Raw genomic sequence first — 26612 nt, 5'->3', positions numbered from 1 at the left:
CGGACCGGGCGAAAGGCTGGGGCTCTGCCCCATACCCCGCTGCTCAATCGCCGCAGGGGCTTGATTTGCGCAGCGGCCCGCATCTCCAGCCCCGTAAGGGGCTTGATCGATCCAGCCCGCCGGCGTTTGAGGCGCGGGGTTCGGGGCGGAGCCCCGGGGCGTGTGGAGATGGGGTACGGGTCGATTCGGTTGGTTGCGGGGGACGTGGCACGATGCGGGCATGTCCTCCGCACTGACCGATCTCTCCCCGCTTCCGATCGTGCAGGCCCCCATGGCGGGCGGCGCTTCGCGCCCCGCGCTGGTCGCCGCCGTGGCCGACGCGGGCGCGCTCGGATTCCTCGCCGCCGGGTACAAAACGGCCGACGGGATGTACGAGGAGATCAAACAGACGCGGGCGCTGACCAGCAGGCCCTTCGGCGTCAACCTCTTCATGCCGCAGAGCGAACACGCCGACCCGGCTGCCGTCGAGGTCTACCGCAACCAGCTCGCGGGCGAGGCCACCTGGTACCGCACCCCGCTCGGAGAGACCGACAACTGCAGCGACGACGGCTACGACGCCAAGCTCGCGATCCTCGTCGACGACCCCGTGGCGCTGGTCACCTTCACCTTCGGCTGCCCCCGGCGCACGGTCGTCCAGGCGCTGCAGCGCGTCGGCACGAAGGTCGGGGTCACCGTCACGACGGTGGAGGAGGCGCAGGCCGCGCAGGAGGCCGGCGCCGACCTGGTGTGCGTACAGGGGATCGAGGCCGGCGGGCATCAGGGCACGCACCGGGACAACCCCGAGGCCGACGGGAGCGGGCTCGGCCTGCTGTCGCTGATCGTGCAGGTGCGCGAGGCCGTGCAGCTGCCCATCATCGCCGCCGGCGGAATCATGCGCGGCGCCCAGATCGCCGCCGTGCTCGCGGCCGGCGCCGACTTCGCGCAGCTCGGCACCGCGTTCCTGGTCACCCCGGAGTCCGGGGCGCCGGAGCCGCACAAGCAGGCCATGACCAACCCGCTGTTCACCCGGACCGAACTGACCCGTGCCTTCTCCGGGCGGCCCGCCCGCGGGCTCGTCAACCGGTTCATGCGTGAGCACGGCCCGTACGCCCCCGCCGCGTACCCCCAGGTTCACCACATGACGTCGCCGCTGCGCAAGGCCGCCGCCAAGGCCGGTGACCCGCAGGGCATGGCGCTGTGGGCGGGCCAGGGGCACCGGCTCGCGCGGGAGCTCCCCGCCGGGCAGCTCGTGGAGGTCCTCGCGGCCGAACTCGACGCCGCCAGGGCCGCGTTGACGCAGCGGGGCGCCGCCTGATGACCGCTCCGGTATTCGTCGTCGAGGGGGCCGTACCCGGCGACTGCGCGTATGTGCTCGACGGGCCCGAGGGGCGGCACGCCGTCTCCGTTAAGCGGCTGCGGGCCGGGGAGACGGTGACGCTCACCGACGGGCTCGGCTCGTGGTGCGAGGCAGTCGTCACCGGCAGCGAGGGCAAGGACCGGCTGCTCGTCGACGCTGGCCCCGTGCACGTGGAGCCCGAGGAGCGGCCGCGGATCACCGTCGTACAGGCGCTGCCCAAGGGCGACCGGGGCGAACTCGCCGTGGAGACCATGACCGAGACCGGCGTCGACGCGATCGTGCCGTGGGCCGCCTCCCGGTGCATCACGCAGTGGCGCGGCGACCGCGGGCTCAAGGCGCTCGGCAAGTGGCGGGCCACCGCGCGGGAGGCCGGGAAGCAGTCGCGGCGGGTGCGGTTTCCGGTCGTCGGGGAGGCCGCGACGACGAAGGAGGTCGCGGCGCTGCTCGCCGGGGCGGACTTCGCGGCGGTGCTGCACGAGGACCGGGACGCCCCGAGCGGGGCACTGGCTTCGGCCGAACTCCCGGACAGCGGCGAGATCGTGCTCGTCGTCGGCCCCGAAGGCGGCGTGTCGCCCGAGGAGTTGAAGGTTTTCGAGGAGGCCGGGGCGCGGCCGATGCGGCTCGGCCGGAGCGTCCTGCGCACGTCGACGGCCGGAACGGCGGCGGTGGCGTTGCTGCTGGGACGTACGGGACGGTGGGGGTAGGTACCCGTCACAGGTGCCTGTCCGACGGGTGTGCCCACAGTGACTGCAACAGTGGCTGCAACCGCACTACCGAGGCTGTACGTCCACTGGCATTGTGCCGTGCATGCGGGGATCGAGAGGGTTCGGCGGGCTGGTCCTCGTCGCTGCCGTCGTCGCCACGGGCGTCGCGTGTCAGCCGATCGAGGGCGACCTCAATGTGTCCACGGTCGCGATCACCACCGACAAGGCGGCCACCGATGAGCTGAACCGACAGAATGCCGAGGTCGCCTGGATCAGCTGCAACGGCACGTACGACAGCAGCTCCCCGTCCGGCAGTGCCACGACGAAGGCCGAGGTGAAGGTCGACTGCCGGGGGAAGACCAAGGACGGCAAGGACATCACCGTCGAGGGATGGGTGCACGGGGTCGTCTCCGGCAAGTGCGTGCGCGGAAAGATCATCGGGCGGGTCGACAACAAGGTGTGGTTCAGCGTCGGCGTGCTCGGCAATTGCGCGGCGAACGACGCCACTTCGCCACCGCAGGATTCGCAAGCGCCGCAGCCCTCGCACGACCCGACGCCGCAGGAGCCGGCGCCGGGCGCCACGAACACGGTCACCGAGACCGTCACCGTGACGGCGCCCCCGCCGACTTACCAGGGCAAGTGATCAGACGGGCTGACGTGGGCGGCGGCCAAATTTAGGCTGGGCCGGGTGACGACTCCTGCATACCTCCGGTTTCCGCACCTGCACGGCGAGTTGGTGGTCTTCGCCGCCGAGGACGACGTGTGGGCGGCGCCCCTCGACGGCGGCCGCGCCTGGCGGGTCAGCGCCGACAACATGCCCGTCGCAGGCCCCCGGCTCTCTCCGGACGGCGAGACGGTCGCCTGGACCTCGCGCCGCGACGGAGCGCCGGAGGTGCACATCGCCCCGGTGGCCGGCGGACCCGCGAAGCGTCTGACGCACTGGGGGAGTTGGACGACCCAGGTGCGCGGCTGGACGGCCGACGGGCGGGTCCTCGCCACCACCACGCACGGCCAGGCCTCGCTGCGCCGCAGCTGGGCGCGGGCCGTGCCGCTGGACGGCGGACCCGCCGAGACCCTGCCGTACGGGCCCGTGGGCGGCGTCGCGTTCGGGCCCGGGGCCCAGGCGCTGCTGCTGTCCGCGCCGATGGGGCGGGAGGCCGCCTGGTGGAAGCGGTACCGGGGCGGCACGGCGGGCAAGTTGTGGATCGACCGGTCGGGCGAGGGGGACTTCGTACGGCTGCACGCCGAGCTCGACGGGAACATCGAGTGCCCCATGTGGGTGGGGGACCGCGTCGCGTTCCTCTCCGACCACGAGGGCGTCGGCGCGCTCTACTCCTCGCTCCCCGACGGGACCGAACTGCGCCGGCACAGTGCCGTCGACGGCTTCTACGCGCGGCACGCCGCCACCGACGGCGAGCGGGTCGTCTACGCGAGCGCCGGTGAACTGTGGGTCGTCGAGGGGCTCGACGAGGGCGTGGAGGCGCGTCGGCTCGACATCGGCCTCGGCGGCCAGCGCGTCGATCTGCAGCCCCGGCCCGTCGACGCCGCGAACTGGTTCGGCGCCGCGTCCCCCGACCACACCGGTCGCGGCAGCGCCGTGAACGTACGGGGCGCCGTGCACTGGGTGACCCACCGCGCGGGCCCCGCCCGCGCGCTCGCCGCCGAACCGGGCGTACGGGCCCGGCTCCCGCACACCTTCCGCGTGGACGGCGAGGAGCACGTGGTGTGGGTGACGGACGCCGAGGGCGACGACGCCCTGGAGTTCGCGCCCGCCACCGGGACCGCGCCGGGCGCCACGCCGCGCAGGCTCGGGGCGGGCCGGCTCGGCCGGGTGCTCGCGCTGACGGTGGCGCCGGACGGCGGCCGGGTCGCCGTCGCCTCGCACGACGGCCGGGTGCTGCTCGTCGAGCGGGACAGCGGCGACGTACGGGAGGTGGACCGCAGCGAGGACGGGAACGCCACGGGGCTTGCGTTCTCGCCGGACTCGGCGTGGCTCGCCTGGTCGCACCCCGGCCCGCACGACCTGCGCCAGCTCAAGCTCGCCAACGCCACCGACCTGTCCGTCAGCGAGGCGACCCCGCTGCGGTTCCGGGACTACGCGCCCGCGTTCACGCTCGACGGCAAGCACCTGGCGTTCCTGTCGGCGCGCTCCTTCGACCCGGTCTACGACGAGCACGCCTTCGACCTCGCGTTCGTCAGCGGCTCGCGGCCGCACCTGATCACGCTGGCGGCGACGACCCCGTCGCCGTTCGGCCCGCAGCGGCACGGCCGGCCCTTCGACACCCCCGACAAGGACGAGACGCCCGACAGCGAGGGCGCGCCCGCGACCCGGGTCGACCTGGAGGGCCTGCTCGACCGGATCGTGCCGTTCCCGGTGGAGGCCGCGCGTTACTCCACGCTGCGGACGGCGAAGGACGGCGTGCTGTGGCTTCGGCACCCGGTGCGCGGCGTGCTCGGCGACTCCCGGGCCGGTCTCGACGCGCCGGAGCCCAAGAGCCGTCTGGAGCGCTACGACCTGGCCCAGCAGCGCGTCGAGGAGATCGGCGCCGACGCCGACCACTTCGAGGTCACGGGCGACGGCAAGCGGGTGCTGCTGTGGACCGGCGAGGTCCTGAAGGTGGTCCCCAGCGACCGCCGGCCCGCGCACGACGACGACAGCGACACGAACATCACCGTCGACCTGTCCCGGGTCAGCCAGATCGTCGACCCGGCGGCCGAGTGGCGGCAGATGTACGACGAGGCAGGGCGCCTCATGCGGGACAACTTCTGGCGCGCCGACATGAACGGGGTGGACTGGGACGGGGTGTTGGAGCGGTACCGGCCGGTGCTCGACCGGCTCGCCACGCACGACGACCTGGTCGACCTGTTGTGGGAGGTGCAGGGTGAGCTGGGGACCTCGCACGCGTATGTGATCCCGAGGGGCGGGCGGGGGTCCTCCGCGCGGCGGCAGGGGCTGCTCGGCGCCGACATCTCCCGTCACGAGGACGGCAGTTGGGGCGTCGACCGCGTGCTGCCCTCGGAGACCTCCGACCCGCGGGCCCGTTCGCCGCTCACCGCGCCCGGAGTCGCGGTGCGGGCCGGGGACGCGATCGTGGCGGTGGGCGGGCGGCCGGTCGATCCGGTGACCGGGCCCGCGCCGCTGCTGGTCGGCACCGCCGACAAGCCGGTGGAGCTGACGGTCTCGCCGGCCGGTGGCGGCGACCCGCGGCACGTGACCGTCGTGCCGCTCGACGACGAGGAACCGCTGCGGTACCACGCGTGGGTCGCGGACCGGCGGGCGTACGTCCACGAGCAGTCGGGCGGGCGGCTCGGTTACCTGCACGTCCCGGACATGCAGGCGCCGGGGTGGGCCCAGATCCACCGGGACCTGAGCGTGGAGGTGGCGCGGGAAGGGCTCGTCGTGGACGTCCGGGAGAACCGGGGCGGGCACACGTCGCAGCTCGTCGTGGAGAAGTTGGCGCGGCGGGTGGTGGGCTGGGACGTGCCGAGGGGCAGCCGCCCGTTCACGTATCCGATGGACGCGCCGCGTGGGCCGGTCGTGGCGGTGGCGAACGAGTTCTCCGGCTCGGACGGTGACATCGTCAACGCGGCGATCAAGGCGCTCGGGATCGGGCCGGTGGTGGGTGTACGTACGTGGGGCGGCGTCATCGGCATCGACAGCCGGTACCGGTTGGTGGACGGGACGTTGGTCACGCAGCCGAAGTATGCGACGTGGATGGAGGGTTACGGGTGGGGACTTGAGAACCACGGGGTGGACCCTGACGTGGAGGTGGTGATGGCTCCCCAGGACGCGGCGGCGGGCCGGGACCCGCAGTTGGACGAGGCGATCCGCATCGCGCTGGCCGCGCTGGTCGAGAACCCGGCAAAGGCGGCGCCCACGCTGCCGCGGGTTTCGGGGGAGTAGTGGCGGGGCCCCTGGTTCCGGGTGCGCGGCACCGGGGGCCGCCTTGCCCACCCTGCCGCCCAAGGCGGCAGATTGCCCAAGGCGGCGGGTGGGCAATTTAAGCCCCTGCGGCGATTGAGCAGCGGGGTCCGGGGCAGAGCCCCGTGGGCGCCACCCCGTGGGGCTGATCGATACGATGCGGCCATACCGACGACCACCGCCGAGGGGACCCACATGGCCGACTGCCTGTTCTGCAAGATTGTCGCGGGGGACGTCCCCGCCACACTGGTCCGCGAGACGGAGTCCACCGTCGCGTTCCGGGACATCAACCCCCAGGCGCCCACCCACGTCCTGGTCATCCCGCGGGTCCACCACCCGGACGCCGCCTCCCTCGCCGCCGCCGAACCGGCCATCGCCGCGGACGTGCTGCGCGAGGCCGGCGAGGTCGCCAAGGAAGAGAAGCTGGACAGCTACCGGATCGTGTTCAACACCGGCAGCGGCGCGGGCCAGACCGTCTTCCACGCGCACGCCCACGTCCTCGGCGGCCGCGGCCTCCAGTGGCCCCCCGGATAACCCGTGTCCGTACGTGAATTCGTCGTGCTCGGCACCGCCAGCCAGGTGCCGACCCGGCAGCGCAACCACAACGGCTACCTGCTCCGCTGGGACAGCGAGGGCATCCTCTTCGACCCCGGCGAGGGCACCCAGCGGCAGATGCTGCGCGCCGGCGTGGCCGCGCACGACCTCAACCGGATCTGCGTCACGCACTTCCACGGCGACCACTCGCTCGGCCTCGCGGGCGTCATCCAGCGGATCAACCTCGACCGGGTGCCGCACCCGGTGACCGCGCACTACCCGGCTTCCGGGCAGCGGTTCTTCGACCGGCTGCGGTACTCCACCGCGTACCGGGAGACCGTCGACATCGCGGAGGAGCCGGTGAGCGGGGAGGGCGCGGTGCTCGCGGACACCCCCTCGTACCGCCTCGAAGCCCGTCGTCTGTCGCACCCCGTCGAGTCGTACGGCTACCGCCTCGTCGAGCCCGACGGGCGCCGCATGCTGCCCGAGCGGCTCGCCGCGCACGGCATCAAGGGGCCCGACGTCGGGCGGCTGCAGAAGGAGGGCGCCCTCGCGGGCGTCACGCTCGACGAGGTGAGCGAGGTGCGGCGCGGGCAGCGCGTCGCGTTCGTGATGGACACGCGGCTGTGCGAGGGCGTGGAGGTGCTCGCCGAGGGCTGCGATCTGCTCGTCATCGAGTCGACCTTTCTCGACGAGGATCATCAACTCGCCTCCGATCATGGGCACTTGACTGCCGGGCAGGCCGCCCGCGTCGCGCGTGACGCCGGTGTGCGGCACCTCGTGCTCACCCACTTCAGCCAGCGCTACACCGACCCGTCGGAGTTCGCGCGGCAGGCCCGCGCCGCCGGGTTCGACGGAGAGCTGACGGTCGCCCGCGACCTGGACCGCGTCCCCGTACCGAAGCGCCGCTGAGCCGGGAGCCCCGGCCCTGCGTACGATGGTCGGATGTCCCTCGCACCACTCGCACGCATCCCCAAAGCAGAGCTTCACCTGCACATCGAAGGCACCCTCGAACCCGAGCTCGCCTTCGAACTCGCCGCCCGCAACGGCATCACGCTGCCGTACGCCGACACCGAGGAACTGCGGAAGGCGTATCTCTTCGCCGACCTGCAGTCCTTCCTCGATCTCTACTACTCGCTGATGGCCGTCCTCGTCACCGAGGACGACTTCGAGGCGCTCGCCGACGCCTATCTCGCGCGCGCCGCCGAGCAGGGCGTGCGGCACGCCGAGATCTTCTTCGACCCGCAGGCGCACGCGGCGCGGGGCGTGGAGATGGGCACCGTCGTCGAGGGGCTGCACCGGGCGCTCGCGCGCAGCGAGGAGCGGCACGGGATCTCCACGAAGCTCATCATGTGCTTCCTGCGCGATCAGTCCGCCGAGTCGGCGATGGAGACCCTGGAGGCCGCGAAGCCGTACCTCGACAGGATCGTCGGGGTCGGGCTCGACTCCGCGGAGGTCGGGAACCCCGCGTCCAAGTTCCGTGACGTGTACGAGGCCGCGGGCGGGCTCGGCCTGCGCAAGGTCGCGCACGCGGGCGAGGAGGGCGACCCGTCGTACGTGTGGGAGGCCCTGGACATCCTCGGCGTCGAGCGCGTCGACCACGGGCTGCGGTCCCTGGAGGACCCGGAACTGGTGAACCGCCTCGTACGGGACCGGATCCCGCTCACGCTGTGCCCGCTGTCGAACGTGCGGCTGCGCACCATCGACATGCTGGAGGACCACCCGCTGGCCAAGATGATGGACGCGGGCATCCTGTGCACGGTCAACTCCGACGACCCGTCCTACTTCGGCGGCTACGTCGGTGACACCTTCCACGCCGTGCACGAGGCCCTCGCCCTCGACCACGACCGAGTGCGGGAACTGGCCCGCAACTCGTTCGTGGCGTCGTTCCTCGACGGCAGCGAGGAGGACGAGGAGCGCAGGGCGCGCTACATCGCCGAGGTGGAGGCGTACGAGCTGGACGACATCTCCGGCTGACCCGACGGCCAGTGTTCCGACACCGACGGCTGGGGCTCCGGCTCCACGCCGTCGGGGCCGACCGCCGTGAACGTGGTGAACGCGGGCGCCTCGACCGCGGGCACCTCGATGTCGAACAGCTCGACCACCGGCTGCTCCAGCACACCCGACGGCGGCACGATCGCGCCGACCGGGGCGCCGCTGCGGCGCCGTGCCGCTCCCGCGAACAGCGGGCGGCCACCGGTGTGCAGGGTCACCGCGGTCAGCGGCACCGCGAGCAGCAGCAGCGCGACGGCGAGCACCGCGCCCATCACGGGGAAGCCCACCGACTGGGACAGGATGCTGCCGGCCAGCGGGCCGCAGGCCGTGCCGAGCGAGGACGCCGAGCCGATGAGGACCGCCCAGCGGCCGCGCGGGTCGAGCGAGGCCGCGAGGCCGAGGACGTACGACAGGACCACCGGGTAGAGGGTGTTCCAGGCGATCTCGCCCGTGGCGAAGGACGCGAGGCCGTCCGCGCGGGCGCTGAGCAGGACGCAGCAGGCGATCGCCGCCGTGCCCGCCCCGATGGGCACCGCGCGGCCCAGGCGGACGCCGACCGCGCCCGCGCCGATCACGCCGAGCAGCCCGACGCCGAGCGCCACCGCGAAGACGGAGCCGACCGCGACCTCGGACAGGCCCGCCTGTTCGGTGCCGATGCGGCTGCTGACACCCCACAGCGCGTTCTGCGCCATCGACCAGCACACCAGTGTCACCGCGAGGACCAGGCCCGAACGGGCGTGGGGGAGCGGCGAGTTGGGGGCCGGGGCCGCGCAGTTGTCCGGGGTGGCGGGGTCCGCGAGGCCGCGGGTGGCGGGCCACACGGCGAGCGCGGTGGCGGCGAGCGCCGCGAACGGCAGGAAGCTGCCCTCGCTGATCCGCGGAATGGTCAGGTAGAGGCCGCACGCGAGCGCGGACACGCTCAGCAGGCCGAGCGTGGAGGCGCGGTGCGGGTCCTTCTGCGCGGCGATCCCGGTGGCCGCGACCGCGGTCGCCGTACCCGAGCCGAAGCCGCCGATCATCGCACCCGCGACGAGTAGCGGTGTGGTGGTGGCGAGGGCGGCGGTGCCGTAGCCGACGGCGGCGAGGAGCAGTCCGGCGCGGGCCGCGCGGCGGGCGCCGACCCGTTCGACGCGGGCCGCGAGCGTGAGGCCCGCGGCGGCCGAACTCAGCAGCAGCGCACTGCCGATGAGACCGGCCTGGGTGGGAGAGAGTCGCAGGCTGTAGGCCACTCTGCCGACGATGGTGGGCAGGAGATAGGCGGCGAGATAGCCGGCCGTGAAGAGGGCGATGAGCGCGGGCCGGGCAGGGCGCGAGGACACGGGCGTTCCTAGGACGGGCCCCTTGCCTTGGACGCTGTTTTGGGCAAGGGGGTGCTAAGGCAGGGGAGTTGGGAGCGCGACGTCTTTGCGAACGGGACCGAACCGGGGACGTGGGCGCGGGCCAATTTGTATCAAGTCCATGGGGGGTGCATGAAAGCCGGGGCCCTGTGACGCGTGACACATTTGGTTTGGGGGTGGTTCGGTCGGGCAGAAGAGGCGATTTTTGAGCGGCGCGATGGTGGTGCGGGGGTGGTGCGGCGGTCGTGCGGGGGGTGATGCGGTGGTGTCGCTCAGCGCCAGTCGGGGACGCCGGAGGTGCCCCGGTGGGCCGTCGTCTCGATCTTCGCGCGGGTCTCGCGCATGACCGCCACGATCCGCTCCTCGTGCTCGGGCGTCAGCCGGAACACCGGCACCGAGCAGCTGATGGCGTCGTGCGCCGGGTCCGCGTAGCGCAGCGCGAAGCCGAAGCCGACGATGCCGTCGACGCCCTCCTCGCGGTCGACCGAGTGACCGCGCTCGCGGATCGTGGCGAGATCGGCGGCGAGCGCCTCGCGGGTGGCGTGCGTGCGCCTGGTGGACTGCTCGTACGGGCCCGGCGGCAGCTCGTCGTCCGGGCGCTCCGCGAGCAGCGCCTTGCCCAGTGCGCCGATGTGGGCGGGGAGTCGGCGGCCCACGCGGCTGATCGTGCGCAGATATTCGTGCGACTCGCGGGTCGCCAGATACGCGACGTCGAAGCCGTCGAGGCGCCCCAGGTGGATCGTCTCGCCGAGGGCGTCCGACGCCTCGTCGAGGAACGGGCGCACGGAGCGTACGTACGGATCCGTGTCCAGGTAGCTGGTGCCGGTCAGCAGGGCGCGGATACCGATGCCGTACAGCGAACCCGTCACGTCCGTGCGCACCCAGCCGCGCGCGATGAGCGTCTGGAGCAGCGCGTACATGGAGCTGCGCGGCACCGCGAGTTCGTCGGCGAGCTCCTGGAGGCGGGCGGGACGGTCGCCGCGGGCGGCGAGCACATCGAGCAGATCGACGGTCCGGGCGGCCGACTTCACCTCGCGCACACCGCGCTGCGGCTCGCCGTCCTGCCGCTGCCCGGCCCCGCTCTCTGCCATGCGCCGATCGTAAACGGCTGCTTCGTGACAGGTTGATGTCGTCCACCGTGGTACGCGAACCGGTCGTGCAGACTGTCCAAACCCGGACCAATGCAGGGAGCGCGACGTGACCTCCAACCGACCCAGAACGGACCCCCTCGCGGCGCTGCGCACGACGGCCGACCCGCCCTACGACGTCTATCTCACCGGCACGGTCTTCCTCGACATCATCTTCACCGGCCTCGACAGCGCGCCCGTGCGGGGGACGGAGTCGTGGGCGCGCGGCATGGGGTCGAGCCCCGGCGGGATCGCGAACATGGCGACGGCGCTCGCGCGGCTCGGCCTGCGCACCTCGCTCGCCGCGGCCTTCGGAGACGACCACTACGGCGAGTACTGCTGGGACGCGCTCGAACACGGCGAGGGCATCGACCTGAGCTACGCGCGTACGGTGCCGGGCTGGCACTCGCCCGTCACCGTGTCCATGGCGTACGAGGGCGAACGCACGATGGTGAGCCACGGGCACGAGCCGCCGCCCGTTGAGCCCGCGCCGGACTGTCCGCCGCGTGCCAGGGCCGCCGTCGCCTCGCTCGTACCCGGCGCCGAGGAGCCGTGGGTCGCGACGGCCGCGCGCTCCGGTACGCGGATCTTCGCCGACGTGGGCTGGGACGAGTCCGGTCGCTGGGACCTGGCGGCGCTGCCCGGCCTGCGGCACTGCGAGGCGTTCCTGCCGAACGCCGAGGAGGCGATGCGGTACACCCGTACGTCCTGTCCGCGGGCCGCGGCGCACGCGCTGACCGAGCATGTGCCGGTGGCCGTGGTGACGCTCGGGGCGGAGGGCGCGTACGCGGTGGACGGGCGGACCGGCGAGACGGCGTCCGTCCCGGCCATCGAGGTCGAGGCGCTCGACCCCACCGGGGCCGGGGACGTGTTCGTCGCGGGCTTCGTCACCGGCACCCTCGCCGGCTGGCCGCTCGCCGACCGCCTCGCCTTCGCCGGCCTCACGGCGGCCCTCTCGGTCCAGGAGTTCGGCGGCTCCCTGTCGGCGCCGGGCTGGTCGGAGATCGCGGCCTGGTGGAAGGAGGTCCGCTCCAACGACCACCAGAACCGCTGCGCCCTGGACCGCTACGCCTTCATGTCCCCCCTCCTCCCCGACACGTCCCGCTCATGGCCCCTACGCCGCGCGGTCCCAACAATCGGCTTCGGCCGGTCGGCGTAGTCGGGGCCGACGACTGGGCTCGGTTGCTCGTCGCAGCGGGGCGGTGGCCGGGGCCGGCGACCGGGTTCGGTGGTTCATCGCAGCCGGGCGGTGGCGGCTGCGCGGCCGATGCCAACGACCGGGCTCGGCCGCTCGACGTAGTCGGGCCGTGTCCGCTGCGTGGCCGGTGCCAACGACCGGCTTCGGCCGCGGGCCAGGCCAGCCGACCCCTGCTGGCCGGGCCCATCTCCCACCCGCCCGCCCCCTCCGGGGGCTCCGGCCTCCCAGGGTGCGCCTTTGCCCGACGGAGTACGTCCCGGTCAGGTGTGGTTGCCGCGTGGTCCCGGCGGTCGGCTTCGTGGTCGGCGTAGTCGGGCCGTGGTCGGTGCCGACGGCCGTCGGTTGCTCGTCGTAGCTGGGCCTTGGCCGGCGCCAACGACCGGGTTCGGCCGGTCGGCGGTGCTGCCAATCCCCGCTGCCTCCCAGGGCGCATCCTCACCCGACCTCAGCGGGCCGCTGCCCCGGCCACCACCCGCCTCCGTGACGCCCAATGCACCCCCGTGTAAATGCCTTGTCCGCCTGACCGCGCGCGTGCGAGATTGGCTGGCGTTGCCAACCGGCGGCCCATCACCTCACGGATTCCAGGGGACTGAAGCCCATGATCTCGGCGACCCACAGTGGCCGTCGTCCGCGCTGAGTCCGGCCTTTCGCAGCAACGGACTCGCTCCTCACGGCGGCCCCACGCACACACGTCACCTGTCAGCTGTGCGCTTCTTTACGTGAGGACATCACCATCACCATGGACATCGACGTCCAGAGCTTCACCGTCGCCCACCTGCGCCGCCGCCCGGAGCCGGTCGAGACGGCCGGGTTCGTGCTCGGGTTCGATCCGGCCACCACCAGCCCGTACGTCAATTACGCGACGCCGGTGCCGGGCGCCACGCCCTCCGCCGCCGATGTGCGCGCGCTCATCGCCGCGTTCCGGGAGCGGGGGCTCACCCCGCGCCTGGAGTTCGCGCCGGACGCCGCACCGCAGGCTGCCGCCGCGCTCGACGCCGCCGGGTTCACGGCCGAGGCCGAGCACACGTACCTCGTCTGCACGGCGCGGACGCTCGTCGTACCCGCGCACCCCACCGTCGAGGCCCCGGCCGACGACGGCGACTACCTCGCGCTCGACGCGACGCTCGCCGAGGCGTTCAGTGGGGAGTTCCAGTCGTCCCCGGAAGGGGCCGAGCGGCTGCGGCGCACCGAGGAGAACGGCGGCGCCGTCCGATTCGTGCGGGCCGACGACGGCACCGTCGCCGGCGGCGCCCTGTGCAGCGCCCCCGCCGCGGGCACCGCCGAACTGGCCGGCGTCGGCACCCGCCCCGCCCACCGGGGCCGGGGCATCGCGGGCGCCGTCACCGCCGAGCTGGCCCGCGTGCTGCTGCACGAGCGCGGCGCCGCGTCGGTGTGGCTGGAGTACGGCGGGCACGACTCACGGCGCGTGTACGAGCGCGTCGGCTTCCGCCCGCGCGGCACCCGCCGCTACGCCCGCCTCGACGCCCCGCTCGCCACCTGACCGAAAGCGGCCGGGGGACCGACAGGCCCCCGGCCGAATCCGAAACCCGCTCGGCGTTGTCGTACCCGCGCCGTACCCTTGGCGGTGCGGTACAACACCGCAGAACACCACCGCAGGACACCACCGCAGAGAGTCCCGTACGGGGAGGAAGCAAGGGCCCACGGCCCGGCTCATGACGCAGACACCATCCAGCGCCCGCGCACAGTTCACCGTTCCGCCGAAGCACCCCATGGTCGAGGTGCTCGGGTCGGGGGACGCGCTGCTGCGAGTGATCGAGAAGGCCTTCCCGGAGGCCGACATCCACGTCCGGGGCAATGAGATCAGCGCGACGGGAGAGCCGGGGGAAGTCGCCCTCATCCAGCGCCTGTTCGACGAGATGATGCTGGTACTGAGGACAGGGGCACCGATGACAGAGGACGCCGTGGAGCGTTCCATCGCCATGCTGAAGGCGGGCGGGAGCAACGGGCAGGAGACGCCCGCCGAGGTGCTCACGCAGAACATCCTGTCGTCGCGCGGCCGCACCATCCGCCCGAAGACGCTGAACCAGAAGCGCTACGTCGACGCGATCGACAAGCACACGATCGTCTTCGGCATCGGCCCGGCCGGCACCGGCAAGACGTACCTGGCGATGGCCAAGGCGGTCCAGGCCCTGCAGGCCAAGCAGGTCGACCGGATCATCCTGACCCGGCCGGCGGTGGAGGCGGGCGAGCGGCTCGGCTTCCTGCCGGGAACGCTCTACGAGAAGATCGACCCGTACCTGCGCCCGCTGTACGACGCGCTGCACGACATGCTCGACCCCGACTCGATCCCGCGCCTGATGGCGGCGGGCACGATCGAGGTGGCGCCGCTGGCGTACATGCGCGGCCGCACCATCAACTCGGCCTTCATCATCCTCGACGAGGCGCAGAACACGACGCCCGAGCAGATGAAGATGTTCCTGACCCGGCTCGGTTTCGACTCGAAGATCGTGATCACGGGTGACGTGACGCAGGTCGACCTGCCGGGCGGCACCAAGAGCGGGCTCCGTCAGGTGCAGGACATCCTGGCGGACGTCGAGGACGTGCACTTCTCGCGGCTCACGTCCCAGGATGTCGTGAGGCACAAGCTCGTCGGCCGTATCGTCGACGCGTACGAGAAGTACGACACCGAGCACGGTACGGAGAACGGCACTCACAAGGGCCGTCCCAGAGGGAACCAAGGAAAGTAGTCCAACAGCGCCATGTCGATCGACGTCAACAACGAGTCCGGAACCGAGGTCGACGAGCAGGCGATCCTCGACATCGCCCGCTACGCACTGGCCCGGATGCGGATCCACCCGCTGTCGGAGCTCTCGGTGATCGTCGTCGACGGCGACGCCATGGAGCAGCTGCACGTGCAGTGGATGGACCTGCCGGGGCCGACGGATGTCATGTCGTTCCCGATGGACGAGCTGCGCCCGCCGATGAAGGACGACGACGAGGCCCCGCAGGGCCTGCTCGGCGACATCGTGCTGTGCCCGGAGGTCGCAAAGAAGCAGGGTGAGGACGCGCCGACGCAGCACTCCATGAACGAGGAGCTCCAGCTCCTCACCGTGCACGGGGTGCTGCACCTGCTCGGCTACGACCACGAGGAGCCCGACGAGAAGGCCGAGATGTTCGGTCTCCAGGCGAGCATCGTGGACGGCTGGCGTGCGGAGAAGGGACTGACGGGGCCGTCGCCGGCGCCGACCGTGTCATGAGTCTTTCGCTGATCGCCGGGGCCGTCGCGCTGGTCGTGATCGCCTGGCTCGCCGCCTGCGCCGAGGCCGGCCTCGCGCGGGTGTCGAGCTTCCGCGCCGAGGAGGCCGCTCGGTCCGGGCGGCGCGGCAGCGCCAAGCTCTCCCAGGTGGCCGCCGACCCGACGCGCTATCTGAACGTGGCGCTCCTGGTGCGCGTCGCCTGCGAGATGGCGGCCGCCGCGCTCGTCACGTACGCGTGCCTGGAGGAGTTCCAGGAGACATGGCAGGCGCTGCTCGTCGCCATCGGTGTGATGGTGCTGGTGTCGTACGTGGCCGTCGGCGTCTCGCCGCGCACCATCGGGCGGCAGCATCCGCTGAACACCGCCACCGCGGCCGCGTACGTGCTGCTGCCGCTGGCTCGGATCATGGGTCCGATCCCGCCGCTGCTCATCCTCATCGGTAACGCGCTCACCCCCGGCAAGGGTTTCCGGCGTGGCCCCTTCGCCTCCGAGGCCGAGCTGCGGGCCCTGGTCGACCTCGCCGAGAAGGAGTCCCTCATCGAGGACGAGGAGCGCCGCATGGTGCACTCCGTCTTCGAGCTGGGCGACACCCTCGTGCGTGAGGTGATGGTGCCGCGCACCGACCTCGTCGTCATCGAGCGGTACAAGACCATCCGGCAGGCCCTCACCCTCGCCCTGCGGTCCGGTTTCTCGCGGATCCCCGTGGTCGGCGAGAGCGAGGACGACGTCGTGGGTGTCGTGTACTTGAAGGACCTTTCGCGTAAGACGCACATCAACCGGGATGCCGAGGCCGAGCTCGTGTCGACCGCCATGCGGCCCGCCACGTTCGTGCCCGACACCAAGAACGCGGGCGATCTGCTGCGCGAGATGCAGCAGCTGCGCACGCACGTCGCCGTCGTGATCGACGAGTACGGCGGCACGGCCGGCATCGTCACGATCGAGGACATCCTCGAGGAGATCGTCGGCGAGATCACCGACGAGTACGACCGCGAGGTGTCCTCCGTGGAGGAGCTCGGCGACGAGCGGTTCCGGGTGACGTCCCGCCTCGACATCGGCGACCTCGGTGAGCTGTACGGCATCGAGGAGTTCGACGACGAGGACGTGGAGACGGTGGGCGGGCTGCTGGCCAAGGCCCTCGGCCGGGTCCCGATCGCCGGGGCCTCGTCGCTTGTCACCCTGCCCGACGGGCGGGAGCTGCGGCTGACCGCGGAGGCCGCGGCGGGCCGCCGGAACAAGATCGTGACCGTGCTCTCGGAGCCGGTCGGCGACCAGGAGGAGAGCGCCGGGTGACGCCTCAGGAGCTGCGCACGTTCTGCCTGTCGTTCAACGCGGCGGTGGAGGACTTCCCGTTCAGTCCGGAGATCTCCGTGTTCAAGGTGCTGGGCAAGATGTTCGCCCTGTCGTTCCTCGACGCGCACCCGCTGACCGTGAACCTCAAGTGCGCACCCGAGGACGCGGTGCGGCTGCGCGGCGAGTACGAGGGCGTCATCGTGCCCGGCTGGCACATGAACAAGCGGCACTGGAACACGGTGACCGTCGACAGCCCCGATGAGCTCCCGGGCCGGGTGGTCCGGGAGCTCATCGAGGACTCGTACGACTTGGTGGTCGCGGGCCTTCCGAAGGCGGAGCGGCTGCGGCTCGACCGGGCCTAGACCCGGTCGGAAGGGCCCTGGGCCCTCTTCGACCGCAGGCCCAGCGCCACCAGCGCCGCCGCCACCACCAGGATCGCCGCGTCCAGGGCGATCACCGTGTGCACGCCGGTCAGCAGGTCCGTGGACGTCGTCGCGAGGACGCCGAGGAGCGGGATGCCGACGGTGAGGCCGATCTGCTGCGTCGAGGTGACCAGGCCCGTGGCCAGGCCCTGCTCCTCGTTCGGGACGCCCGAGGTGACCGTGAGGCCGTACGAGATGATCGCGCCCAGGTGGAAGGCGCTGGCCAGCGAGACTCCGGCGGTCGCGAGCCAGACCGAGGCGCCGTCGGTGCCGATCCCCAGGAGCGTCGCGATGAGCACGCCCTGTCCGACGAGCGAGCCGATGAGGGTGCGGCGGGCGCCGATGCGGCCGACGACCTTCGGCGTGTACGCCCCCGCGACCACCGACAGGGCGCCCTGGACGCCGAAGACGAGACCGGTCTGGAACGCCGACAGGTGCAGGACCTCCTGGAGGTAGAGGGTCAGTACGAAGACGATCGTCGACATCATCGAGAAGGTGACCAGGCCGCCCAGGTTGCCCCACGCGACGGTGCGGCGGCGCAGCATCGGCAGCGACACCAGCGGCTGGGCGCTGCGGGACTCGATGGAGACGAAGGCGGTCAGCAGGGCGAGGCCCGCGACGAGCGTGATGAGGACGTCGGCGCGGCCGAAGCCGACCTCCGCGGCCGTGGACAGCGCGTAGATCAGGGCGAGCAGGCCGCCCGTGACCGTGACGGCGCCGGGGATGTCCAGGCGCGGCCGGTCCGGGGTGCGGGACTCGGGCAGCAGGGCGGGGGCCAGCGGCAGCACGATCAGCGCGAACACGGTCAGCAGGCCCATCGTGGAGCGCCAGCCGAGCGCGTCGGTGAGGGTGCCGCCGGCCACCATGCCGACGGTGAAGCCGAGGGACATCAGGGTGCCGGAGATGCCGAGCGCCTTGTCGCGCTGCGGGCCCTCGGGGAACGTCGTGGTCAGCAGCGACATGCCGGTCGGCACGATCGCCGCCGCGCCCACGCCTTGTAGCGCGCGGCCCGCGAGGAAGGACGCCGGGTCCCAGGCGAACGTCGCGAGCAGCGAGGCCGCGCCGAACAGGGCGAGCCCGGACAGGAAGATCCGGCGCCGCCCGTACAGGTCGCCGATCCGGCCGAAGAGGAGCAGGAAGCCACCGGACGGCAGCGCGAAGGCGGTCACCGCCCACTGCAGCGCGGACGTGCTCATACCGAGGTCGGGACCGAGCACCGGCAGTGCCACGTTCAGCACGGAGAAGTCGAGCGCCACCATGAACTGGGCGGCGCACAGGACGAAGAGGACGAGCTTGTCGCGGCCCGACAGGCGGGGCGCGGCGGGTCGTTGGGAGGTGGTGGTGGTCTGCGGGGATGCGGTGTCGATCGCCATGGCCATGAGCTTCGTACGACCGGAATAACCGTGGAGAGTGGGAACTTATGCTGGTGGTCGCACCACCAGACAAGCGGGGGAGTCGTACGTGGCCGAGAGCGCAGCGCTCAAGAAGCACCGGCTCAGCGAGCTGCGGGAGTTCCTGATGAGCCGGCGGGCGCGGGTCTCGCCCACCGAGGCCGGCCTGCCCGACGGTGGCGCCCGGCGCCGTACGCCCGGCCTTCGCCGCGAGGAGGTCGCCGTGCTCGCCGGGGTCGGTGCCTCCTGGTACCAGTGGCTGGAGCAGGGGCGGGACATCTCGGTGTCGCCGCAGGTGCTCGACTCCGTGGCGCGGGTGCTGAAGCTGACCAGCGCCGAGCGCCGCCATCTGTATGTGCTCGCGGGGCTCAACCCGCCCGCGTACGAGGTGGATCCGGGCGACCAGCAGATGTGCGACGGGCTGCAGCGGCTCATCGACGCCTGGATGCCGTTCCCCGCGCACATCATGGACGCGTACTACAACTGCGTGATGTACAACGACGCGGCGGCGATCGTCCTCGCGATGCGCCCGGAGAACCGGCAGAACTGCGTCATCGACTTCTTCACCGACTCCCTCTACCGCGCCCGCAGCGAGAGCTGGGAGCAGAACGCGGCGACGGTCGTCGCCCAGTTCCGCGCCGCCTGCTCGGACTGCCCCGACGACGAGGGGTTCCAGGAGGTCGTCGCCGAACTCAAGGCGGTGAGCCCGGAGTTCGTGGAGCTGTGGGAGCGCCGCGACATCAAGCCACAGGGGCAGGTCCGCAAGGAGCTCACGCATCCCGTGGCCGGGCTGCTGGTCATGGAGTCGACCGCCATGAAGATCCCCGCGCGGCCGGACCTCACGGTCGTGCTGCACACGCCGCTGGCCGAGGCGGACACCGCGGCGAAGCTGGAGTGGCTGGCGTCGCCGGAGGGGCGGCGTGGGGCGATGTACCCCGTCGCGGGGTGAACCCGACCCACTTCCTTATGCTCACCTCATGACTGAGAGCACCGACCTCGGCCCCGAGGACCGCAAGATCGTCACCCTGGCCCGCTCCACCCGGGCCCGCAACGGTGTGCCCGAGGGCGCGGCCGTGCGTGACGAGACCGGGCGCACCTACGTCGCGGGCACCGTCGCCCTCGACTCCCTGAAGCTGAGCGCGCTGCAGACGGCCGTCGCCATGGCGGTGGCGTCCGGAGCGCAGTCCCTGGAGGCGGCGGCCGTCGTCTCGGCGTCCGACGAGCTTCCGGCCGAGGACCTCGCGGCCGTACGTGACCTGGGCGGGGCCGGTACGCCGGTGTTCCTCGCCGGGGGCGACGGCGCGGTGAAGGAGACCCTGCCGGCGGGCTGAACTCCCGTACCCGCAAAGGCTTTGTGAGCACGCTCACGCCCGCCGTTCACCCGGGCCCGACGGCCCGGTGCGGCGGGCGTCGTGCGTCCTGGCACGGGGGCCGGGGGAGCGGCCGGCGGGACCGATGACCCGGGGCGCAGGTCCCTGCGGGGCGGGACCCCGGGGTGGGACCGAAGGGTGGCGCGGTGGGTCGGGCGACCCATGGGTCGGGGGCTCGGCGTGGCTCACGGTGGAGTGGTCGCCCGCTGCGGCAGCCGACCGACCGGCCGCCGCGCCGGGCGACCCACCACGTCCCCAAACAAAGGTTCTGCTTCGTGTTCTCCGCCGTGCTTCGTCGTCCCTCCGCCGCCCGTATGTCCCGTACTCGTCGTCTTGGCACGGCCGCCGTTCTGGCCGGGGCCAGTGGGGTGATGGTGCTCGCCGGTACCGGCAGCGCTTCGGCCGCGACCGGGGCGTCCGCGTCCCAGTGGCAGTCCGTCGCCCAGTGCGAGGCCAGTGGGAACTGGGCCGCGAACACGGGGAACGGGTTCTCGGGTGGGCTGCAGTTCACGCCGTCGACGTGGGCCGCGTACGGCGGTACGCAGTACGCGGCCTCCGCGTATCAGGCGACGCCGTCGCAGCAGATGGCTGTCGCCAACAAGGTTCTGGCCGAACAGGGGCCGGGGGCGTGGCCGGTCTGCGGCGCCAAGGCGGGCCTTTAAGCCGTACCGGCGTTGCGGTCTCGGGGCTCCGCCCCGGACCCCGCGCCTCAAACGCCGGCGGGGCTGGATTGGCTAGATCGCCGACGGCCCATGCTCGCCGGTGCGGACGCGGACGACCGTGTCGACCGGGACCGCCCAGACCTTGCCGTCGCCGATCTTCCCGGTCCGTGCGGCCCGCACGATCGCGTCCATCGCCGGTTCGAGGTCCGCGTCCTCGACGACGACCTCGATCCGTACCTTCGGGACCAGGTCGACCTGGTACTCGGCGCCCCGGTACACCTCCGTGTGCCCGCGCTGGCGGCCGTAGCCGCTCGCCTCGGTCACGGTCAGGCCCATGATGCCCAGCTCCTGGAGCGCGGTCTTGACCTCGTCGAGGCGGAAGGGCTTCACGACCGCGGTGATCAACTTCATGGCGCGACCTTTCGGGCGACGGGGGCGGCACTCAGGACGCCGTGATCGTACGCACTCTCCGCGTGCGCCGTCTGGTCGAGCCCCGTCATCTCCTCGTCGGGCGCGGCCCGGAAGCCCATCAGCTTGTCGATGGCCTTCCCGATCCCGTACGTGACGAGGAAGGTGTACGCCGCGACCACCAGCACCGCGAGCAGCTGCTTGCCGAGCTGGCCGAACCCGCCGCCGTACAGCAGGCCCTCCTTGGCCGGGGACCCCGTCATCGCGGACGTCGCGAACAGGCCGATGAGGACCGTGCCCACGACGCCGCCGATGAAGTGCACGCCGACGACGTCGAGCGAGTCGTCGTAGTGGAAGCGCAGCTTCCAGGCGACCGCGTACGAGCAGACGACACCGGCCACGAGCCCGACGACGGCCGCGCCCGGTACGCCGACGACCCCGCAGGCCGGCGTGATCGCGACCAGACCGGCGACCGCGCCCGAGGCCGCGCCGAACGTCGTCGGGTGCCCGTCCCGCCGCTGCTCCACGAACAGCCAGCCCAGCAGCCCCGTGCAGCCCGCGATCAGGGTGTTGAACAGGGAGGCCGCCGCGACGCCGTTCGCGCCGAGCGCCGAGCCGCCGTTGAAGCCCAGCCAGCCGAACCACAGCAGGCCCGCGCCCATGACCACCATCGGCAGGTTGTGCGGGCGCATCGCGTCCTTCTTGAAGCCGATGCGCGGGCCGAGGACGAGGCAGAGGGCCAGACCCGACGCGCCCGAGGCGATTTCCACGACCAGTCCGCCCGCGAAATCGAGGGCTCCGAGGTGGTTCGCGATCCACCCTCCGGGGCCCCACACCCAGTGCGCCACGGGAACGTATACGAGCAGTGCCCACACGGGTACGAAGACCAGCCACGCCCCGAATTTCGTACGGTCCGCGACCGCCCCGCTGATCAGCGCCGCGGTGAGGATCGCGAAGGTCAGCTGGAAGGTCGTGAAGAGGAAGGTCGGGACCGTGCCGGTGACGTCGGACGGTCCGATGCCGACCATGCCCACGTGCTCCAGGCCGCCGATCAGGCCCGCGAAGGCGTCGTCGCCGAACGCGAGCGAGTAGCCCGCGACCAGCCACACCACCGTCACGAGCGCGATCGACACGAAGCTCATCATCAGCATGTTGAGGACGCTCTTCGAGCGGACCATGCCGCCGTAGAAGAGCGCGAGTCCCGGCGTCATGAGCAGCACGAGGGCGGTGGCGGCGAGCAGCCAGGCGGTGTCGCCGGTATCGAGTGCGGGGGCGGCGAGGGGCACGGTCGAGGCAGGCATGCCGATCAGCGTCATGGGTCCGCGTTTCCGGAACCGCACGTACGGGTTTCCGCCGTGTTTCTTGTTGCCGGGCGGTTACCGGGGCCTCACTGTGCTGCGGCACCCCCGCCATCGGGGACAATGGGCGCCATGAGCGCTCGTACCCAGCCGTCCCAGTCGTCGAATTCCTCGGAGCCCGTGCACCGCGCCGGCTTCGCCTGCTTCGTCGGCCGCCCCAACGCGGGCAAGTCCACCCTCACGAACGCTCTGGTCGGCAAGAAGGTGGCGATCACCGCCGACCAGCCGCAGACCACGCGGCACACCGTGCGCGGCATCGTGCACCGCGAGGACGCGCAGCTGATCCTGGTGGACACCCCCGGACTGCACAAGCCGCGTACGTTGCTGGGCGAGCGCCTGAACGACGTGGTGCGCACGACGTGGGCCGAGGTCGACGTGATCGGCTTCTGCCTGCCCGCCGACCAGAAGCTCGGCCCCGGTGACAAGTTCATCGCCAAGGAACTCGCGTCGATCAAGAAGACGCCGAAGGTCGCCATCGTCACCAAGACGGACCTCGTCGACAGCAAGACCCTCGCCGAGCAGCTCATCGCCATTGACCAGCTGGGCCGGGAGCTGGGCATCGAGTGGGCGGAGATCGTGCCGGTGTCGGCCGTCGGTGAGACGCAGGTGGACCTGCTCGCCGATCTGCTGATCCCGATGCTGCCCGAAGGGCCGATGCTCTACCCCGAGGGCGACCTCACGGACGAGCCCGAGCAGGTCATGGTCGCGGAGCTGATCCGCGAGGCCGCGCTCGAGGGCGTACGGGACGAGCTGCCGCACTCCATCGCCGTCGTGGTGGAGGAGATGCTGCCGCGCGAGGACCGGCCCAAGGACAAGCCGCTCCTCGACATCCACGCGTTCGTCTACATCGAGCGGCCCAGCCAGAAGGGCATCATCATCGGCCCGAAGGGCAAGCGGCTCAAGGACGTCGGCATCAAGTCCCGCAAGCAGATCGAGGCGCTCCTCGGTACGCCGGTCTACCTGGACCTGCACGTCAAGGTCGCCAAGGACTGGCAGCGGGACCCGCGGCAGCTGCGCAAGCTCGGGTTCTGAGCCGGGACCCCCGCGACTAGGCGGGGTCGCTCGGCGTCAGGTCCTGGAGGCCGATCACCCGCAGCAGTTCCAGGCGTTCGTACGTCTCCGTGCCCGGCCGCGCCGAGTGCACGACGAGCTGCTGGCCGTGGCCGTTGCCGGTCAGCACCTCGCAGTCGAGGTCGAGGACGCCGACCACGGGGTGCACGAAGCGCTTCGGTGACGGCCGGTTCACCACGACGTCGTGCCTGCGCCACATCGACTCGAACTCCCTCGAACCGGCGCGCAGTTCGGCCACGAGCGCGGCCGGCCCCGGGTCGTCGGGGCGGGCCGCGGTGACCGCGCGCAGATTCGCCACGTGGGAGCGGGCGTGCGGCTCGTGCGCCTCCGGCGGGAACAGGGCCCGGCAGTCCGGCTCCGCGAACCAGCGGCGCACCATGTTCTCCCCGACGTGCTCCCCGGTGAGCGCCACCGACATCGGGTTCTGCGCGAGCACCGTGCCCCAGTCGCTCATCACCGACGCCGGCAGGTCGTACAGCCGGTCCAGGATCAGCAGCAGGCCCGGACTGACGTGCTCCGACGAGACCCCGGGCCGCGGCGGCTCCTCGCCCGCCAGATGGAACAGATGGTCCCGCTCGACGTCGGACAGGCGCAGCGCGCGGGCCAGAGCGGTGAGCATCTGCCGCGAAGGATGCGAGCCGCGGCGCTGTTCGAGCCGCGTGTAGTAGTCCGTGGACATCCCGGCGAGCTGCGCCACCTCCTCGCGGCGCAGGCCCGGGGTGCGGCGGCGCGGGCCCGCGGTGAGCCCCACGTCGGGCGGGGACAGGCGGGTGCGGGAGCGGCGCAGGAAGTCGGCGAGTTCGGGGCGGTTCACGTATTCAGGATCGCGCGGGCCGGGCGTCGTATCCAGCCCGTATCCAGGGAGTGCCGGTCCCTGGATGAACGCGTCTCTCCCGCCGGGCGCCCGGATCTCCGAGGCTTCGAGGCATGGCTACGACATCGCTATCGAGGAGGCGGCCATGCTGACACTGGTGACGGGTGCGACGGGACAGGTGGGGCGGCGCTTCGTGCCCCGGCTGCTGGCGGGCGCGCCGAAGGGTGACCGGGTGCGGGTGCTCGTACGGGACGAGGCCCGCGGGGAGCGGTTCGCCGAGCTGGGCGCGGAGGTGGTGGTCGGCGATCTGCGCGACGCCGGCGTGCTGGGCAAGGCGACGACCGGGGTGGACTCCGTGGTGAACGTCGCGGCGGCGTTCCGCGGGGTGCCGGACGAGGAGGCGCGGGCGGTCAACCGGGACGCGGCGATCGAGCTGGGCCGGGCCGCGGTGGCCTCGGGCGTGCGGAGGTTCGTGCAGGTCAGCACGGGGCTCGTGTACGGGGCCGGGCGGGGGCGGCCGCTCGTGGAGTCGGACGAGACGGTGCCGGGCGGGATCCAGTGGGGTGCGTATCCCGAGTCCAAGTGGGAGGCGGAGCGGGCGCTGCGGGGCCTCGACGGGCTCGACGACCTGCGGATCGCGCGGCTGCCCTTCGTGTACGGGGACGGGGACCCGCATCTCGACAACGTGCTGGAGTGGGCGGTTGCCTGGCCGGCGATGCAGAGGCTGCACATGGGGCATCACGTGGATGTGGCGCAGGGGCTGCGGAGGTTGCTGTACGCGGCCGGGGCGGACGGGGTGTACAACATCGCGGACGACGCGCCGGTGACGACTGTCGACATCCTGGGGCTCGGCGGGGTTCCGGTGCCGGCGGAGGCGTACGAGAAGGAGACGCCGGATCCGTGGCACTCGGTGATGTCGACGGACCGCCTCCGGCACGAGCTGGGGTACCGGCCGGTGTTCCCGTCGGTGTGGTCGGCCCGGGACGCGGGTGTGCTTTAAATGCGCGTGATTAAGCGCCCTCCTTCAGCACACGTGAGATCAGCCTGCGTTGTTCCTCCGAGAGGCGGGGGTCCGCGCAGTACACGGTCGTGTCGTCGACCGTGATCGTGTAGCTGAAGCCGTCGGGTACCCCTATCGGCGGCGTGCTCCGGCCGGAGGCCACCGCCTTCTCGGCCAGGGCGTGCCACTCGTGGGCATCGGACCGGCCCGCCGTGTCCACCTCGGCGTGCCGGTCGATGCCGGCGAACCCGCCCGTGCGTGAGACGTGAATACGCATGGGTCCTGTCTACTCCTACCGGCGCCTACTGGGTAGGAACGCCGACCTGTTCCCAGGCCTTGAGCACCGACTGGTACTCCTCGCCCTCGTTGTAGCGGGCCTTCGCGGCCTTCAGCGTCGCCTTGGCGAAGTCGACGAAGAGGCAGTCCTGCGCGAGCTCGCCGGCGGTGAGCGTGTCGTACCAGATCTGGCCCGCCCGCTCCCACGCGTGCCCGCCGAGCGCCTCGGCCAGGATGTAGAACGCGTGGTTGGGGATGCCGGAGTTGATGTGCACGCCGCCGTTGTCGCGGCCCGTCTTCACGAAGTGGTCCATGTCGGCGGGCTGCGGGTCCTTGCCGAGGACATCGTCGTCGTAGGCGGTCCCCGGGGCCTTCATGGAGCGCAGGGCGACACCCGTGACGCGCGGCGCCAGCAGGCCCGCGCCGATCAGCCAGTCGGCCTCGGAGGCGGTCTGGCCCAGCGTGTACTGCTTGATCAGGGAGCCGAAGACGTCGGACATCGACTCGTTGAGCGCGCCCGGCTGACCGAAGTACGTCAGGTTCGCCGTGTACTGCGTGACGCCGTGGGCCAGCTCGTGGCCGATGACGTCGACGGGGATGGTGAAGTCGAGGAAGATCTCGCCGTCACCGTCGCCGAACACCATCTGCTCGCCGTTCCAGAACGCGTTGTTGTACTCCTCGGCGTAGTGCACCGTCGCGTTCAACGGCAGACCGCTGCCGTCGATCGAGTGCCGGGAGAACTTCTCCAGGAACAGCTCGAACGTCGCGCCGAGCCCCGCGTACGCGCGGTTGACGGTCGCGTCCTTGCCCGGCTTGTCCCCCTCGCCGCGCACCTTCCGCCCCGGCAGCTCCGTGCGGTGCCGGGCGTCGTAGATGGTGCGGTGCGGCTTCTGGCCCTCCAGGCCCGCGGGCGGGGCGACGGAGGGCGCGCCGATGACGGTCGTCATCCGGCGGTGCGTGCGCTCGAAGGCGTCCCGCTCGAGGGAGCGGCGGGCCTTGGCGGCGATCGCGGAGTCCTCGGCCTGAGCGGCCTTGTCGAGGACGTGGGGCGGCACGATGGTGCAGAACACGGGCTCGAACCCCTGTGGGTTCCCCGTTGGATTTGCGGTCATGCGAGGCAATCTGGCACCGGGTGATGCCGCTGTCACTACCTGCCACCATGATTAGCGAAATAGAGGTA

The 26612-nt window shown here is 72.0% G+C and carries 25 protein-coding genes and 1 pseudogene; 18 read left to right on the top strand and 8 right to left on the bottom strand.

Translation table 11 applies throughout. The features are described from left to right. Positions 1 to 220: 220 nt before the first annotated feature. From ACYSUO_RS19635 to ACYSUO_RS19605, 7 genes are all read left to right on the top strand, one after another. On the top strand, positions 221 to 1294 hold the full coding sequence (locus ACYSUO_RS19635; protein WP_461777451.1) for a nitronate monooxygenase: 1074 nt from the start codon (positions 221 to 223) through the stop codon (positions 1292 to 1294). Next, positions 1294 to 2040, top strand: coding sequence for a 16S rRNA (uracil(1498)-N(3))-methyltransferase (locus ACYSUO_RS19630; RefSeq protein WP_461777450.1), 747 nt, complete (start codon positions 1294 to 1296; stop codon positions 2038 to 2040). The genes ACYSUO_RS19635 and ACYSUO_RS19630 overlap by 1 nt, the downstream gene beginning before the upstream one ends. 103 nt (positions 2041 to 2143) lie before the next feature. Further along, on the top strand, positions 2144 to 2683 hold the full coding sequence (locus tag ACYSUO_RS19625) for a hypothetical protein (protein WP_461777449.1): 540 nt from the start codon (positions 2144 to 2146) through the stop codon (positions 2681 to 2683). A 45-nt stretch (positions 2684 to 2728) separates the two neighbouring features. Continuing rightward, complete coding sequence (locus ACYSUO_RS19620) at positions 2729 to 5944, top strand: S41 family peptidase (protein WP_461777448.1); 3216 nt, start codon at positions 2729 to 2731, stop codon at positions 5942 to 5944. Positions 5945 to 6157: 213 nt separating this feature from the next. Beyond that, positions 6158 to 6496 (top strand): histidine triad nucleotide-binding protein, encoded by a 339-nt coding sequence (locus ACYSUO_RS19615; protein ID WP_461777447.1) that lies wholly within the window; start codon positions 6158 to 6160, stop codon positions 6494 to 6496. A gap of 3 nt (positions 6497 to 6499) precedes the next feature. Further along, positions 6500 to 7408: a ribonuclease Z gene (locus ACYSUO_RS19610; RefSeq protein WP_461777446.1), complete on the top strand. Its 909-nt coding sequence runs from the start codon at positions 6500 to 6502 to the stop codon at positions 7406 to 7408. A 33-nt stretch (positions 7409 to 7441) separates the two neighbouring features. Further along, positions 7442 to 8473, top strand: a complete 1032-nt coding sequence (locus tag ACYSUO_RS19605; protein ID WP_461777445.1) for an adenosine deaminase — start codon at positions 7442 to 7444, stop codon at positions 8471 to 8473. Here the strand turns inward: ACYSUO_RS19605 and ACYSUO_RS19600 are convergent. Both ACYSUO_RS19600 and ACYSUO_RS19595 read right to left on the bottom strand, forming a co-directional pair. Then, the gene (locus tag ACYSUO_RS19600) at positions 8425 to 9810 is read right to left on the bottom strand and encodes an MFS transporter (RefSeq protein WP_461777443.1); all 1386 of its coding nucleotides are present in this window, start codon (positions 9808 to 9810) and stop codon (positions 8425 to 8427) included. The genes ACYSUO_RS19605 and ACYSUO_RS19600 overlap by 49 nt on opposite strands. A gap of 290 nt (positions 9811 to 10100) precedes the next feature. Then, positions 10101 to 10919 (bottom strand): IclR family transcriptional regulator, encoded by an 819-nt coding sequence (locus ACYSUO_RS19595; protein WP_461777441.1) that lies wholly within the window; start codon positions 10917 to 10919, stop codon positions 10101 to 10103. A gap of 106 nt (positions 10920 to 11025) precedes the next feature. Between ACYSUO_RS19595 and ACYSUO_RS19590 the strand changes: the two genes are divergently transcribed. The 6 genes from ACYSUO_RS19590 to ACYSUO_RS19565 all read left to right on the top strand — a co-directional run bounded on the left by ACYSUO_RS19590 (position 11026) and on the right by ACYSUO_RS19565 (position 17022). Next, positions 11026 to 12114, top strand: a complete 1089-nt coding sequence (locus tag ACYSUO_RS19590) for a carbohydrate kinase family protein (protein WP_461777439.1) — start codon at positions 11026 to 11028, stop codon at positions 12112 to 12114. Positions 12115 to 12892: 778 nt separating this feature from the next. Further along, entirely contained in the window at positions 12893 to 13654 is a 762-nt protein-coding gene (locus ACYSUO_RS19585; protein ID WP_461777437.1) for a GNAT family N-acetyltransferase, read from the top strand. 172 nt (positions 13655 to 13826) lie between these two features. Beyond that, positions 13827 to 14861, top strand: coding sequence for a PhoH family protein (locus ACYSUO_RS19580; protein ID WP_426903705.1), 1035 nt, complete (start codon positions 13827 to 13829; stop codon positions 14859 to 14861). Positions 14862 to 14873: 12 nt separating this feature from the next. Beyond that, on the top strand, positions 14874 to 15371 hold the full coding sequence (ybeY, locus tag ACYSUO_RS19575) for an rRNA maturation RNase YbeY (protein ID WP_426903706.1): 498 nt from the start codon (positions 14874 to 14876) through the stop codon (positions 15369 to 15371). Then, positions 15368 to 16660, top strand: a complete 1293-nt coding sequence (locus tag ACYSUO_RS19570; protein WP_461777435.1) for a hemolysin family protein — start codon at positions 15368 to 15370, stop codon at positions 16658 to 16660. The genes ybeY and ACYSUO_RS19570 overlap by 4 nt, the downstream gene beginning before the upstream one ends. Further along, positions 16657 to 17022, top strand: a complete 366-nt coding sequence (locus tag ACYSUO_RS19565) for an MmcQ/YjbR family DNA-binding protein (RefSeq protein ID WP_461777433.1) — start codon at positions 16657 to 16659, stop codon at positions 17020 to 17022. The genes ACYSUO_RS19570 and ACYSUO_RS19565 overlap by 4 nt, the downstream gene beginning before the upstream one ends. On the opposite strand, the gene ACYSUO_RS19560 is transcribed toward ACYSUO_RS19565, so the two are convergent. After that, a complete protein-coding gene (locus tag ACYSUO_RS19560; RefSeq protein ID WP_461777432.1) occupies positions 17019 to 18455 on the bottom strand; it encodes an MFS transporter in 1437 nt (478 codons plus the stop codon). The genes ACYSUO_RS19565 and ACYSUO_RS19560 overlap by 4 nt on opposite strands. A gap of 145 nt (positions 18456 to 18600) precedes the next feature. Here ACYSUO_RS19560 and ACYSUO_RS19555 point away from each other — a divergent pair, with 145 nt between their 5' ends. The 3 genes and pseudogenes from ACYSUO_RS19555 to ACYSUO_RS19545 all read left to right on the top strand — a co-directional run. Beyond that, on the top strand, positions 18601 to 19422 hold the full coding sequence (locus tag ACYSUO_RS19555; RefSeq protein ID WP_461777457.1) for a helix-turn-helix transcriptional regulator: 822 nt from the start codon (positions 18601 to 18603) through the stop codon (positions 19420 to 19422). A 28-nt stretch (positions 19423 to 19450) separates the two neighbouring features. Next, entirely contained in the window at positions 19451 to 19804 is a 354-nt protein-coding gene (locus tag ACYSUO_RS19550; RefSeq protein WP_385756986.1) for a cytidine deaminase, read from the top strand. Positions 19805 to 20157: 353 nt separating this feature from the next. After that, positions 20158 to 20487 (top strand): annotated as a pseudogene (locus ACYSUO_RS19545) (transglycosylase family protein); the annotation flags it as partial. Between the two features lie 90 nt (positions 20488 to 20577). Here ACYSUO_RS19545 and ACYSUO_RS19540 read toward each other — a convergent pair. After that, positions 20578 to 20916: a P-II family nitrogen regulator gene (locus tag ACYSUO_RS19540; RefSeq protein WP_461777431.1), complete on the bottom strand. Its 339-nt coding sequence runs from the start codon at positions 20914 to 20916 to the stop codon at positions 20578 to 20580. Then, complete coding sequence (locus tag ACYSUO_RS19535; protein ID WP_461777430.1) at positions 20913 to 22214, bottom strand: ammonium transporter; 1302 nt, start codon at positions 22212 to 22214, stop codon at positions 20913 to 20915. Before ACYSUO_RS19535 ends, ACYSUO_RS19540 begins: the two co-directional genes overlap by 4 nt. A 120-nt stretch (positions 22215 to 22334) precedes the next feature. On the opposite strand from ACYSUO_RS19535, the gene era reads away from it, so the two are divergent. Continuing rightward, positions 22335 to 23303, top strand: a complete 969-nt coding sequence (gene era, locus ACYSUO_RS19530; RefSeq protein WP_461777429.1) for a GTPase Era — start codon at positions 22335 to 22337, stop codon at positions 23301 to 23303. A gap of 16 nt (positions 23304 to 23319) precedes the next feature. On the opposite strand, the gene ACYSUO_RS19525 is transcribed toward era, so the two are convergent. Further along, positions 23320 to 24156, bottom strand: coding sequence for a helix-turn-helix transcriptional regulator (locus tag ACYSUO_RS19525; RefSeq protein WP_461777428.1), 837 nt, complete (start codon positions 24154 to 24156; stop codon positions 23320 to 23322). A gap of 145 nt (positions 24157 to 24301) precedes the next feature. Here ACYSUO_RS19525 and ACYSUO_RS19520 point away from each other — a divergent pair, with 145 nt between their 5' ends. After that, complete coding sequence (locus ACYSUO_RS19520) at positions 24302 to 25156, top strand: NAD-dependent epimerase/dehydratase family protein (protein WP_461777456.1); 855 nt, start codon at positions 24302 to 24304, stop codon at positions 25154 to 25156. 10 nt (positions 25157 to 25166) lie between these two features. Here ACYSUO_RS19520 and ACYSUO_RS19515 read toward each other — a convergent pair whose 3' ends face one another. Together ACYSUO_RS19515 and ACYSUO_RS19510 are read right to left on the bottom strand one after the other, a co-directional pair. After that, positions 25167 to 25433, bottom strand: coding sequence for a protealysin inhibitor emfourin (locus tag ACYSUO_RS19515; RefSeq protein WP_461777427.1), 267 nt, complete (start codon positions 25431 to 25433; stop codon positions 25167 to 25169). A 25-nt stretch (positions 25434 to 25458) separates the two neighbouring features. Next, positions 25459 to 26544, bottom strand: coding sequence for a M4 family metallopeptidase (locus ACYSUO_RS19510; protein WP_461777426.1), 1086 nt, complete (start codon positions 26542 to 26544; stop codon positions 25459 to 25461). Between the last annotated feature and the right edge of the window lie 68 nt (positions 26545 to 26612).

The organism is Streptomyces sp. UC4497 (genome assembly GCF_054871485.1).
Note: the sequence above shows the minus strand (reverse complement) of the source record. Positions and strands in the feature narration are given on the sequence as shown.